Source organism: Cupriavidus sp. FW305-27, from assembly GCF_058787995.1.
In genome coordinates this window covers 1-13344 of sequence record NZ_JBYTAG010000113.1, presented here as the reverse complement: position 1 = coordinate 13344, position 13344 = coordinate 1, and the positions used below count along the sequence as shown (strand labels likewise).

At 70.5% G+C, this 13344-nt stretch carries 9 protein-coding genes; 6 read left to right on the top strand and 3 right to left on the bottom strand.

Annotated features, from left to right (window positions below; all coding sequences use genetic code 11):
* From AC3WRI_RS32105 to hemL, 3 genes are all read right to left on the bottom strand, one after another.
* Positions 1–767: TPM domain-containing protein (locus AC3WRI_RS32105; RefSeq protein WP_492294902.1), on the bottom strand; the 767-nt coding region annotated here is incomplete at its 3' end.
* Positions 768–780: 13 nt separating this feature from the next.
* On the bottom strand, positions 781–1407 hold the full coding sequence (locus AC3WRI_RS32100) for a LemA family protein (RefSeq protein WP_011614669.1): 627 nt from the start codon (positions 1405–1407) through the stop codon (positions 781–783).
* A 100-nt stretch (positions 1408–1507) separates the two neighbouring features.
* Positions 1508–2800 (bottom strand): glutamate-1-semialdehyde 2,1-aminomutase, encoded by a 1293-nt coding sequence (gene hemL, locus AC3WRI_RS32095; RefSeq protein ID WP_439668621.1) that lies wholly within the window; start codon positions 2798–2800, stop codon positions 1508–1510.
* A gap of 240 nt (positions 2801–3040) precedes the next feature.
* On the opposite strand from hemL, the gene AC3WRI_RS32090 reads away from it, so the two are divergent.
* The 6 genes from AC3WRI_RS32090 to AC3WRI_RS32065 all read left to right on the top strand — a co-directional run.
* Positions 3041–3211, top strand: a complete 171-nt coding sequence (locus tag AC3WRI_RS32090) for a rubredoxin (protein WP_010813017.1) — start codon at positions 3041–3043, stop codon at positions 3209–3211.
* A 329-nt stretch (positions 3212–3540) separates the two neighbouring features.
* The gene (locus AC3WRI_RS32085; protein ID WP_010813016.1) at positions 3541–4032 is read left to right on the top strand and encodes a response regulator; all 492 of its coding nucleotides are present in this window, start codon (positions 3541–3543) and stop codon (positions 4030–4032) included.
* Positions 4033–4075: 43 nt separating this feature from the next.
* The gene (locus tag AC3WRI_RS32080) at positions 4076–4447 is read left to right on the top strand and encodes a response regulator (RefSeq protein WP_010813015.1); all 372 of its coding nucleotides are present in this window, start codon (positions 4076–4078) and stop codon (positions 4445–4447) included.
* A gap of 55 nt (positions 4448–4502) precedes the next feature.
* On the top strand, positions 4503–5063 hold the full coding sequence (locus AC3WRI_RS32075) for a chemotaxis protein CheW (RefSeq protein ID WP_011614670.1): 561 nt from the start codon (positions 4503–4505) through the stop codon (positions 5061–5063).
* A gap of 119 nt (positions 5064–5182) precedes the next feature.
* Positions 5183–7396: a methyl-accepting chemotaxis protein gene (locus AC3WRI_RS32070; RefSeq protein WP_492294900.1), complete on the top strand. Its 2214-nt coding sequence runs from the start codon at positions 5183–5185 to the stop codon at positions 7394–7396.
* A 145-nt stretch (positions 7397–7541) separates the two neighbouring features.
* The coding region (locus AC3WRI_RS32065) for a hybrid sensor histidine kinase/response regulator (protein ID WP_492294898.1) at positions 7542–13344 on the top strand (5803 nt) is incomplete at its 3' end.

The window sequence follows — 13344 nt, the reverse complement described above, 5'->3', positions numbered from 1 at the left end:
CCACCACCCCAGCCGCCGCGGCGGCCCCAGTCCTGCCCCATGGTGTAGCCACCCAGTCCGCCGAGGCCGCCGGCGATCATGTCGCGTCCGCGCCGGGTGGTGACGATCTGCGGCCCGCGCCGGCGCAGGATGGCACTGAGGAGGAAGAACACGATGATCGCCAGCGGCAGCAGTGCCGGCAGCCACTCGGCCAGCGCGGACGATTGCTGCGCCCTGCGCTGCGGTGCCGCCAGGCCTTCCTTGTCGATGGTGGCCTGGATCGCCGAGATCCCCGCCGCCAGCCCGCCGTAGAAGTCGTTCTGGCGGAAGTGCGGGGCCATCACGTCCTGCAGGATGCGCTTGGACATGGCATCGGTCAGAGACCCTTGCACGCCGCGCCCGACCTCCAGCCGCATCTTGCGCAGCCCGGGCGGGTTGTCCTTGGCGATCAGCACGATCACGCCGTCGTCGATGCCCTTGCGCCCGGCGCGCCAGGCGTCGGCCACGCGGATGCTGTAGGCATCGATCGGCTCTGGATCGGTGGTGGGCACCATCAGCACGAAGATCTGGCTGCCGCGCTGCTGCTCGTATTCCGCCAGCACGTTCTCGAGCGCGCCGCGCTGCTGCGGCGTCAGCGTGCCGGTCAGATCAGTCACGCGCTGGGTCAGCGGCGGCACCGCGACGAAGCCGTCTGCCGCCAGCGCCGGGCCGGCCAGCAATGCCGCCAGCCAGAGCAGGGCGGCCGCCAGCCAGGCGTGCCGCCAGGGCGAGCGCAGGGTGTGGCCCATGGTGTGGCCCGCCTCAGAACTTGACTGCGGGCGGCGTGGAGATGGCTTTCTCGTTGTCCACCGTGAACGACGGCTTGACCGGGTACTTGAAGATCATCGCCGTCAGGTTGGTCGGGAAGCTGCGCGCCAGCACGTTGTACTGCTGCACGGCGGCGATATAGCGCTGGCGGGCCACGGTGATGCGGTTCTCGGTACCCTCGAGCTGCGATTGCAGGTCGCGGAACGAGGCGTCGGCCTTCAGTTGCGGGTAGTTCTCGGACACCGCCAGCAGGCGCGACAGCGCGCTGGACAGCTCGCCCTGGGCCTGCTGGAAGCGCTTGAAGGCTTCGGGGTCGTTCAGGGTCTCGGGCGAGACCTGGATGCTGGTGGCGGCGGCGCGTGCCTTGGTCACGGCCTCGAGGGTCTCACGCTCGTGCGTGGCGTAGCCCTTGACCGTGTTGACCAGGTTCGGGATCAGGTCGGCGCGGCGCTGGTACTGGTTGATGACTTCGCCCCAGGCTGCCTTGACCGCCTCATCCTTGGCCTGGAAGTCGTTGTAGCCGCAGGCGGACAGCAGGCTGGCCATGACCGCCAGCAGCAGCCAGCGCAAGACCGGCATCGGCGAGCTGCCGGGCAAGGAGGGGGACGAAGAAGCGCGCATCGGAGACTCCGCGGGTTGGACGAAAACCCAAGTGTAGCGCACCGCCCTTGTCGCCAGAGGTGCAGGCGGCGCACTGGTGCGCCGCCTGCGTGGCAAGGCCTCAGCCCGCCGCGAACGCCTTGCGCGCGGCCTCGAGCGTGGCCGCCAGGATGGCGTCGTCATGCTGCGCCGAGACAAAGCCGGCCTCGAAGGCCGACGGCGCCAGGTAGACGCCGTGATCCAGCATGGCGTGGAAGAAGCGGTTGAAGCGCGCGGTGTCGCTCCTGGTCACTTCGGCGAAGCTGCCCGGCACGCCCTCGCGGAAGTAGATCCCGAACATGCCGCCGATGGCGTCCGCCGCGAACGGCACGCCCGCAGCCTTGGCGGCCTCGGCCAGGCCGTCGGCCAGCTTGCGGGTCTGGGTGGCCAGGCGGTCATAGAAGCCGGGTGCCTGGATCAGCTTGAGCGTGGCCAGGCCCGCGGCCACCGCCAGCGGGTTGCCCGACAGCGTGCCGGCCTGGTAGACGCCGCCCAGCGGCGCCAGCCTGGCCATGATGTCGCGGCGCCCGCCGAAGGCCGCCGCCGGCATGCCGCCGCCGATCACCTTGCCCAGGCAGGTCAGGTCGGGCCGGATGCCGTAGTGCGCCTGCGCGCCGCCCAGCGCCACGCGGAAGCCGGTCATGACCTCGTCCAGGATCAGCACTGCGCCGTCGCGGGTGCAAAGCTCGCGCATGGCCTTCAGGAAGGCATCGCTGGCGCGCACCAGGTTCATGTTGCCGGCCACCGGCTCGACGATCACCGCGGCGATCTCGCCGGCATGCCTGGCGAAGGCCTGTTCCAGCTGCTCGACGTTGTTGTACTCCAGCACCATGGTGTGGCGCGTCACGTCGGCCGGTACGCCGGCCGACGACGGCGCGTTCTGGGTGGTGTCGGCAAAGGTCAGCAGGCCGGAGCCGGCCTTGACCAGCAGGCTGTCGGCGTGGCCGTGGTAGCAGCCTTCGAACTTGATGATCAGGTCGCGCCCGGTGAAGCCGCGCGCCAGCCGCAGTGCGCTCATGGTGGCTTCGGTGCCGGAGGAGACCAGCCGCACCTGCTCGATCGACGGCACCAGCTTGCAGATTTCCTCGGCCATGGTGATCTCGGCCTCGGTCGGGGCGCCGAACGAGAAGCTGTGCGCGGCGGTTTCCTGTACCGCACGCACCACTTCGGGGTGGGCGTGGCCCACGATCATCGGGCCCCAGGAGCCGATGTAGTCAATATAGCGCTGCCCGTCGGCGTCCCACATATAGGCGCCTTCGGCACGCGTGATGAAGCGCGGCGTGCCGCCCACCGAGCGGAAGGCGCGCACGGGTGAGTTGACGCCCCCGGGAATGGTCTGCTGGGCGCGGTCGAAGAGCTGCTGATTACGGGACATGGCGTTGAGGTGAAGACAAGGACTGCAGGGATCGTGTGCGGCGGCCCGGGACTTATCGTTGACATGCGGCAAAAACAGCGGAAATTCGCTGCAATTGCCGGCCAATCAGGCGCTAACAGGGCGCTAACATGCGCGAACACGGCGGATCTGGCACGATTCTGGCGGCCGCCGGCTGGCGTCGGCGGCACGGTTTCGGTACCATCTGCGCTGGATTTTAATGGAGAGTGGCCAGAGCCTGTTATGGAATACAAGACTTGGATGTGCCTGATCTGCGGCTGGATCTACGATGAAGCCGCAGGCGCGCCGGAAGACGGCATCGCCCCCGGAACCCGGTGGGAAGACGTGCCGATCAACTGGACCTGCCCGGAATGCGGTGCGCGCAAGGAAGATTTCGAGATGGTCGCCATCTGAGGCGACGCCCCCAGAACAACAATAACCGGGCGCGCGTCGCGCCGATGCGACAAAACGCCGGCTGGCCGCGGCCGGCCCCGATTGACGGCCCCCCGGCGTCTTGTCACACTCTGTTGCAAAATGACTGCCCGTCCCTCTGCCGCTGGTGGGGAGGACGGTAGGCAGGTGCGGGTTCCACGCACCGCCACTGCCGGGCACAGCCCGGCCTTGGAAGGGAAACAAGAATTGTCGGGGGTCCGTCGGGGCGCGCATGGGTCGCGCTGCTCCGCGCGGGTGTTCTCTAGTGCTTGCCGGCGCTCCGCAAGGGGCAGCTGGTCGCGGGAACAACAATGCGGGTCGCTCAAACAGAAGAAAACCAGCGGGTCAATACCGCCGGCGCCCAGGGTCTGGCGCCTGGCGTTTCCATTCCGGACACCACGGCGCAGCCGCGCCGCAAGGTGCTGGTCATCGATGATTCCAGCACCATCCGCCGCACCGCGGAGATCTTCCTGTCGCAGGCGGGATACCAGGTGGTGCTGGCCGAAGACGGCTTCGAGGCGCTCGCCAAGGTGGGCGAGCTGCACCCGGACCTGGTCTTTTGCGACATCCTGATGCCCCGCCTGGACGGGTACCAGACCTGCTCCCTGATCAAGAAGAGTCCGCGCTTTCACGCCATCCCCGTGATCATGCTGTCCTCGCGCGACGGCGTGTTCGACCGCTCGCGCGGCCGCCTGGTCGGCGCGCACGACCATCTTGCCAAGCCTTTTACCCGCGAAGCGCTGCTGCACGCCGTGCAGGCCTGCCTGCCATGCCAGGCCGCGGGCCACGTGCTGCCTGCCTGACGCGCATGCACGCGACGCCATGTACGAATCGAAGGAAAACCTCATGACTGCCATCAACAAGATCCTGATCGTCGACGACTCCCCCACCGAAGCCCTGTTCATGTCCGACCTGCTCGGCAAGCGCGGCTTCAAGGTCTCGGTTGCCAGCAACAGCGACCAGGCCTTCGCGCGCCTGCAGGCCGAGAGCTTCGACCTGATCCTGATGGACGTGGTGATGCCTGGCCAGAACGGCTACCAGGCCACCCGCGCGATCAAGCGCGACGACCGCTTCAAGGACATCCCGGTGATCATGTGCACCAGCAAGGGCCTGGACACCGACCGCATCTGGGGCATGCGCCAGGGCGCGTCGGACTACATCGTCAAGCCCGTCGACGGCGAAGAGCTGCTGGGCAAGATTGCCGCGCTGGCGCACTGAGCTGCCAGCGCAGGCCGTACGGGAAGCCACTGCCACCTGTTCCGGGGACCGCCAGATGAACGCGCCACGCCAAGACCTCCGCGCCCGCCAGACTCGCCTGCAGGACTACCAGGCCATGCTGGCCCGGCGCCTGCGCGAGGCGCGCAGCCTGCCCGCGGCCGACAGCTACCTGGCGCTGCAGGTGGGCGCGCGCAACTGGCTGCTGCCGCTGGCCGATACCGGCGAAGTGCTCGACATGCGCCCGCCCAGCCCGGTGCCGCTGACGCAGCCGTGGTACAGCGGCCTGGTCAATGCGCGCGGCAGCCTGCTAGGCGTGATTGATTTCAGCCTGTTCTGCGGCGGCGCGCCAACGCCACTGCAGCCCGGCAGCAAGATCGTGGTGCTGTCGCGCCAGGTGGAGCGCGCCTGCGCGATCCTGGCCACGCGCGTGGCGGGTTTGCGCCATGCCGCCGACCTGAGCCTGCCGCACGGCGATGCGGCGCCGCCGCCGGCCGGCACGCCGGCATGGGAAGGGCAACGCTTTGCCGACCGCGACGGGCGTGACTGGCAGGTGCTGGACGTGCGCGCGCTGCTGGACGCGCCGGCCTTCCTGCAGGTGGGACGGGTTACGGCCTGAGGCCTGAGGCCCGCCACCGCGCCGCCAATAACAAGAAACAAGAATGACGCGCAGGCCACTGCCTGCCGCACCCGGCACGAGCCGCCGGGCATGACAACGATTAAATGGAAGAGGGTGCCATGGGTTTCAAGAAATTCAGCCTGGGCCGGCGCACGCCGGCAGCCGAAGCAGCCACCGGCCTGGCGGGCGGGCCCGGCATGGCCTATGCCGGCGGCCCGGAACCCGCACCGGCACCCCCATCCGCCGACGGCCTGGGCGCCACGCCAATGGAGCATGTCACGCGCTGGCTTGGGCGCATGCCGTTCTCGTCGCAGCAGCGGCTGCTGACGGTGGGCGTGGTGGTGTCGCTGGTGGCGCTGCTGGGCTCGGTGTACCTGGACAACCGCATCGCCAACAACGCCGCCGCGCAGATCGAGATCGCCGGCGACATGCTGATGCACTCGCAGCGCCTGGGCAAGGCGGTGCCGGTGGCGCTGCTGGGCAATGCGCAGGCCTTCACGCAGCTGCGCCAGTCGAAAGACGCGCTGGCGGGCGACCTGAAGGCGCTGCAGGAAGGCAGCGACGAGAAGCGCGTGCGCGCCACCACCGGCGCGGCCGAACCGCTGCTCGAGACCGCGATGCAATCGTGGAAGCGCTCCGAGAAAAGCGCCGCCGACGTGCTGGCGCAGCAGCCGGTGCTGAACACCATTGGCCAGACGCTGCAGATCTTCAATGCTTCCAACCCCGAGCTGCTGGAATCCGCCGAACAGGTCGCGGCAATCAAGCTGCAGTCCGGCGCCAACGCGCGCGAGGTGGCGGCGTCGGCGCAGCTGGTGATGCTGACGCAGCGCCTGGGCAAGAACCTGAACGAGTTCCTGGCCGGCGAAGGCGTCAACCCCGAAACCGCGTTCCTGCTGGGCAAGGACACCAACACCTTCCGCGAATCGCTGGACGGCCTGCTCAACGGCAGCGAGGCGCTGCGCCTGTCGGCGGCCGCCGACGAAGAAACGCGCGGCTACCTGAAGCAGCTGTCGCAGCGCTTTGAAGCGGTGCAGAAGACCACGCAGACAATCCTGCAGAACCTGCCCGGCCTGATTGCCGCCAAGCGCGCGCAGCAGCAGATCTTCAACGACAACGAGGCGCTGCGCGGCGAACTCTCGGCGCTGCAGCGCGCCTACGCGCAATCGGCGCACGTGCGCCCGGTGACGCTGGGCGCGACCGTGGTGTCGGCGGCCATGACGCTGCTGTGCCTGGTAGGCCTGGCGGCGCTGTACCTGCGCGACTCACGCGTGCGCGCGCTGGAAGCCGAGGCGCGCGAGCGCGAGGCCGAGTCCCGCCGGCTGGACGAAAAGCGCAACAACGACAATACCCAGAAGGCGATTCTGCAGCTGATGAACGAACTGCAGGACATCGCCGACGGCGACCTGACGCGCCAGGCCACGGTGACCGAGGACATCACCGGCGCCATTGCCGACTCGGTCAATTACACCGTGGAAGAACTGCGCGAGCTGGTCGGCCGGGTGCAGCAGACCGCCGGCGAGGTGACGCAGGCCTCGGGGCAGGTGCAGTCCACCTCGACCCAGCTGGTGTCGACCACCGAAGAGCAGTCGCGCCAGATCCGCCAGACCGGCGAATCGGTGGTGGAGATGGCCGACCGCATCACGCAGGTGTCGCGCGGCGCGGCCGAGTCCGCCAACGTGGCGCGTGCCTCGCTGTCTGCCGCGGAGCAGGGCCAGCAGGCGGTGCAGAACGCCATCACCGGCATGAACGACATCCGCGAGCAGATCCAGGAAACCTCCAAGCGCATCAAGCGCCTGGGCGAGTCGTCGCAGGAGATCGGTGAAATCGTCGAGCTGATCTCGGACATTACCGAGCAGACCAACGTGCTGGCACTGAACGCCGCCATTCAGGCCGCGTCCGCGGGCGAGGCCGGGCGCGGCTTCTCGGTGGTGGCCGAAGAAGTGCAGCGGCTGGCCGAACGCTCCGGCGAGGCCACCAAGCAGATCGGCGCGCTGATCCGCACCATCCAGACCGATACCCAGGACGCGGTGCACGCCATGGAGCGCAGCACGCAGGGCGTGGTCGAAGGGGCGCGGCTGTCGGACAACGCCGGCGCCGCACTGGTCGAGATCGGGCGCGTGTCGCGCCAGCTGGCCGAGCTGATCGAGCAGATCTCGCAGTCCACCTCGCACGAGGCCGACCTGGCCACCACCGTGGCCCGCCATATCGAACGCATCCTGCAGGTCACCGAGCAGACCACCACCGGCACGCGCCAGACTGCGCAGTCGGTGCGCCAGCTGACGCTGCTGACCGAAGAGCTGCGCAACTCCGTGTCGCGATTCAAGATCGCCTGAGTGGCCGGATGACGCCTGCGACCGCTTCCGCGCACCGCGGCCTTACCAGGCTTAGCGGCCACGCGCTCCATGCCAACTCCGCGCCTGCCGCCTGTTGCGGCAGGTTGCCCGCGGCCGCCCTCCGGGCGCCGCACTGGAAGCCGTCATGTCCCTGAATTTCCCTGTCCCGCGCGATGGCGCCGCAGCCGGCGCACCGGCTGAAGCCAGCGCCGTGCCCGAGCCGGCTCCGGCGCCGCCATCCGCCAGCGCACCTGCTGTTTCCGACCCAGGCGCCCCCGCGCGCGACCTGTCCGGGCTGGCGTGGCTTGCGCCCAGCCTGCGCAGCGCGCTCGAAGACGCCGCCGCCGAGCTTGGCCACTATGTCGACGAGGTCCGCCAGGCGCCCGAAGCGCTGGGCGCGCGCGACACCACCTCGCTGCGGCTGGCCGGCCAGCACCTGCACCAGGCCGCCGGCGCGGTGCATATCGTCGGGCTGCACGGCACCGATCCGTATTGCCAGGCCCTGCGCCGCCTGCTCGAAGCCATCGACGCCGGCACCGTTGCCGCCGGCCCCGAGGCGCTGGCGGTATTCCGCGCCGGCGTGCAGGCATTGGCCGAGTATGTCGACGACCTGATGGCCGGTGACGATGAAGCGCCGCTGCGCCTGTTCCAGCCCTACGCGGGCGTGCTGGCGCGCCTGGGCGAAGAGCGCGTGCATCCGGCCGACCTGTGGCTCGATGAGCTGCAGATGCTGCCCGGCATGCTGCTGCCGGCGAAGGGCCCGGCGCCGGTCATGCGTGCGCGCCAGCAGTTTGAATCGGCCTTGCTCAAGGCATTGCGCCTGCCTGCGCCGTGCACCGACGCGGCGCTGCTGCGCGAAGCCTGGCTGCCGCTGTGCGCTGCGCTGGACGAGGTGCGCGCCAATGAGCAGGAGGCGCGCCGCGCGGCGGATCATCCGGATCGCGGGGTCTGGCATGTGCTGGGGCTGGTGTTCCGCGCGCTGGGCCTTGGCCTGTTGCCTTCCGACCTGCTGGCCAAGCGCTTTGCCGGCCGCGCCAACCTGCTGCTGCGCCAGTACCTGCAGGGCCATGTGCGCGTGCCGCAGGCGCTGCTCAACGACGCGGTGTTCCTGCTGGTCTGCACCGGCCTGGCCCGCGACGGGGCCGGTGACGAAGATGGCGTGGCTGAGCCGCGTGCCGCGTTGCGTGCCGATATTGCGCGCACGCTCGCGGCATTCCGCCTCGACCCCGCGCACGCGCTTGCCAATGCGGACTTCCGCCAGCGCTATTACGGCTGGCTCGACCCGATCGACACGCGCAACCTGCAGCAGGCCGCCGCTGGGCTCGAGCACGCCGCCGCGGGCGAGCCGGCCGGCTGGGAAACCGCGCTGGCCGCGCTGGCCGAAGCCGCGCAGCCGCTCGGGCAGCCGGCGCTGCAGCGCTGCCTGGCGCAGGCGGCCATGCACGGCGGGCAGCACCACCGCGGCGAGGCGCTGGGCGCCGCCGGCATCGCGTTGTTCCTGGCGCGCGCGCTGGCGCTGCCGTGGCGCGTGCACGGGCAATCCGCCCATCCGGCGGCGGCGCGTTTTGCCGCGCAGTGCGAGGCGCTGGCGACATGCCTGGCCGATCCCGCCGCGAGCGCGCCCGCGTGGCTTGCGGGCATGGTCGACGAGGCGCGCGCCCAGGCGCTGCGCAGCGAGGCCGTGACGCAGCTGCGGGCGCAGCTGGACAGCGGTGAATCGTGGCTGGACAGCTTCGACCGCAACGCGGCCCGCGCCGAAGGCGCAGGCCACTTGCGCGATGCCTGCCAGGCCTTCGCCGCGCTTGGCGCCACGCTGGCGCAATTGCAGTCGTCCGCCGCGCTGCCTGCAGCGCTGGTGGACGATGCCGCGCAGGCCGCCGCCGCGGTGCAGTCCGTCAATGCGCGGCTGGCCGTTTCGGGCGAACTCGCTGATGCCAGTGCGCGCGCCGCGCTGCTGGGCGAGGTCGCAGCCGAGCTGGGCGCGGTCCATGCCTTTGCCGATGCGCTGGAATTCGGCCGCGTGCGTCGGGCCGATACGCTTGCCGAGGCCGGCGAGCCCGATGCGCCGCGCGCTGCGCAGCATCCGCTGGCCGCCGCGCGCGCCGCCGCGGCCGAGGCGATCCAGGCTGGCCCCGTTCCCGATGCGCCGCCAGTGCAGCGCCTGCGTGCCGCGCTGCAGGCGCTGGCCGACCAGGCCACCATCGATGACGATGCCGCGCTGCGCCGCCAGGCCGCCGAAGCCACCATGCAATGCAATGCCTGGCTGGCCGGCAGCGATGATGCGGCCGGCAGGCTGGCACTGGCACTGGCCGAGCCGGCACGGGCTGCGGCACCCGCAGCCGCGCCGCCCGCGGCGCAAGGCCTGCCGGCTGACGGCGACAAGTCGGCGCTGGACGCCGAACTGCTCGACATCTTCCTGAACGAAGCCGACGAGGTCCTGGGCGGCATCGCCGGCGACCTCGGCTCGGGCGTTGAGGCGCTGCACGATGCCGATACCCTCAGCCGCGTGCGGCGCGCCTTTCACACGCTCAAGGGCTCCAGCCGCATGGTCGGCCTGCATCGCTATGGCGAAGCGGCGTGGGCGGTCGAGCAGGTCATGAACCTGTGGATTGCCGAAGCGCGCGAGCCGGTGCCCGCGCTGCTGGCGCTGCTGCGCCGCGCCCATGCCGAGTTGTCGGCATGGGCGGCACAGCTGCATCGCGATGCGGCAACCTGGCACGACATCGCGCCGCTGGTGGCAGCCGCCGAAGCGGTGCGCGACCCGGGCGCCGCGCAGGCCGCGGATGAACTGCCAGTACTGCCCGGCGCGGCTGCGGAAGCGCCGCCCGGGCCGGCCGTCGACGCCGCCGGTCACACCGGCGCCGATGCGGTCGGGCACGGCGAAGACAATGTGATCCCGTTCCGCCTGTCCGGCGGCCTGTCGGGCGAGGACGACCACTACAAGGTGATCGGGCCGGTGCGCATCGGCCTGGCGCTCTACAACGTCTACCTGCAGGAGGCCGATGACCTGCTGCGCCAGTTCGCCACCGACATCTCCGAATGGCGGCATGAAGGCCATCCGTGCCCGAGCGAGCTGGGGCTGCGCGTTGCCCACACGCTCCAGGGCAGTGCGTCCACCGTCGGCCTGGAACCCGTGCGTGAGATCGCCGAGGCGCTGGAGGCCCTGCTGCTGCAGCTGGGCTCGCACCCGGTGGCGATGCACCCGGGCGATTTCCGCCTGCTGGAGCAGGCGGTCGAGCGCCTGCGCGGCATGCTGCACCAGTTTGCCGCGGGCGTCTGGCCGGATGCCGATGCCGGCCTGCGCCGCAGCCTGGTTGAGTTTGGCGAGCGCGCGCTGCTGCGTCCGCGTGTGGCGGTGCCCGCGCCGCAGGCGCCGGCCGAGCCGGACGGTTCGGTGGCGCAGCTGCTGGGCCAGTTGCCGCCCGCGCAGGAAGACCAGCCGGAGCCGCCGGCAGTGCCGCATGACGCGGTGGTTATCGCGCTGCCGACCCCGCACCGGGCGCCCGCTGCGCCGGTAGCGGACGAGGGCGCCGCGCCGGATCCCGCGCTGGTCCAGATCTTCCTGGAAGAGGCACAAGGCACGCTGCCCGAGCTGGGCAAGCTGCTGCGCGGCTGGGAAGCCGCCCCGGAAGACTCGCGCCACGGCGGCCTGGTGCTGCGCGCGCTGCATACGCTCAAGGGCAGTGCGCGCATGGCGGGTGCCATGGCGCTGGGCCAGGCCGCGCATGAAATGGAGACGCTGCTCGACGCCAGCCTGCGCGGGCAGGGGCAGCAGGCCGTCGGGCCAAAGCTGTTCGAGCGGCTCTATGCCTGGTACGACCGCATCCTGGCGCATGTCGAGGCGCTGCCGACTGGCCGCCTGCTGCCCGCGGACGATCCGGACGTGGTCAATGGCCTGGCCGAGGTGCCCGAGCAAGCGCAGGCCGATGCGCCGCTGCCGCAGGCGGATACCGTCGTCGAGGCGGTGCCCGCCGCCAGCCTGCCCGCCATGCCGGGGCCGGCAGACGTGATGGTGGCGATGCCGCCGGCCGTGCCCGCCGAGCCGCAACGCGCGCTGGTGCGCGTGCAGGCGCGCGCGCTCGACACGCTGATCAACGAAGCCGGCGAAGTCGGCGCCACGCGCGCGCGCCTGGACAGCGAACTGGAGGCGATGCGCGCCTACCTGGGCGAACTGAACGACAACGTCGCGCGCCTGCGCGGGCAGTTGCGTGAAATCGAGATCCAGGCCGAATCGCAGATGGCGTCGCGCATTGCCGACGCGCAGCACAAGCAGGAATTCGACCCGCTTGAGTTCGACCGCTTCACGCGCTTCCAGGAGTTGACGCGGATGATGGCCGAGTCGGTCAACGACGTGGCCACCGTCGAGCAGAACCTGCAGCGCGGCTTTGACCGCGCCGCCGGCGACCTGGCGGCGCAGGCGCGCCTGACGCGCGGCTTGCAGCGCGGGCTGATGCAGGCGCGCATGGTGCAGTTCGACGCGCTGGCCGAGCGCCTCTACCGCGTGGCACGCCAGGCCGCGGCCGAGACCGGCAAGGAAGTGCGCCTGCTGATCAAGGGCGGCACCGTGGAAATCGACCGCTCGGTGCTGGACCGCATGGCCGGCCCGATCGAGCACCTGATCCGCAACGCGGTGGTGCACGGCATCGAGGCCGCCGCGCCGCGCCGCGCCGCGGGCAAGGCCGCCACTGGTGCGCTGACGCTGGAGGTGCAGCAGGAAGGCAACGAGGTGGTGCTGCATTTCGTCGATGACGGCGGCGGGCTGGACCTGGAGCGCATCCGCGCGCGCGCGGTCGAGCGCCGCCTGCTGGCGCCGGACGACGACGCCAGCGAAGCGCGCCTGACCGAGCTGATCTTTGCGCCGGGCTTCTCCACCGCCGACGCGGTGTCGGAGCTGGCCGGCCGCGGCGTGGGCATGGACGTGGTGCGCGCCGAGACCGTGGCGCTGGGCGGACGCATCACGCTGGAGTCTAAGCCCGGGCAGGGCACCACCTTCACGGTGCACCTGCCGCTGACCACGGCGATCACGCAGGTGCTGGTGATCTCGCTGGGCGCGCGGCGCTATGCCGTTCCCAGCGGCATGATCGACCAAGTCCAGCAGCTGCGCGCCCCGGCACTGCTGGATGCCTACAACCAGGGCCGCCTCACTGTGGCCGGCGCCGAGGTGCCGTTCTTCTACTTCGGCGCGCTGCTGGAGGAAGGCAACGCGGTCGCGGCCGGGCGCAAGTATTCGCCGGTGGTGCTGGTGCGCAGCGGCGCCGAGCGCGTGGCGGTGCATGTTGACGATGTGGTCGGCAACCGCGAAGTGGTGGTCAAGCATATCGGCCCGCACCTGGCACGCCTGGAAGGCATTGCCGGCGCGACCACGCTGGGCGATGGCGAGATCGTGCTGATCTACAACCCGGTGGTGCTGGCGCAGCGCTTGGTGCGCGAACGCGGCCAGCCGGTGCCGCAGGCCTTGCCGCAGACGCCTGCCGTGCAGGCGCGGATGGGCGCGGTTGCGGAACTGGCGAGCGACGGCACCACCGAGCCGGTGCGCGGCCTGGCGGTGCAGCCGACCGTGATGGTGGTGGATGACTCGCTGACCGTGCGCAAGGCCACCCAGCGCCTGCTGAGCCGCGCCGGCTACCAGGTGGTGCTGGCGCGCGACGGTGTGGATGCGCTCAAGCAACTGCAGGATGTCATGCCGGACGCGATGCTGGTCGACATCGAGATGCCGCACATGGACGGCTTCGACCTGACCCGCAACGTGCGCTCCGACGCGCGCACCGCGCATATGCCGCTGGTGATGATCACCTCGCGCACGGCCGACAAGCACCGCCGCTATGCCGAGGAGATCGGCGTCAACGTGTACCTGGGCAAGCCTTACAACGAGGATGAGCTGCTGGGCACGCTGCATCGGTTGCTGGGTGAACGGGCGGCCGGTACGGCGGGGTCGGTGGGGCAGATGC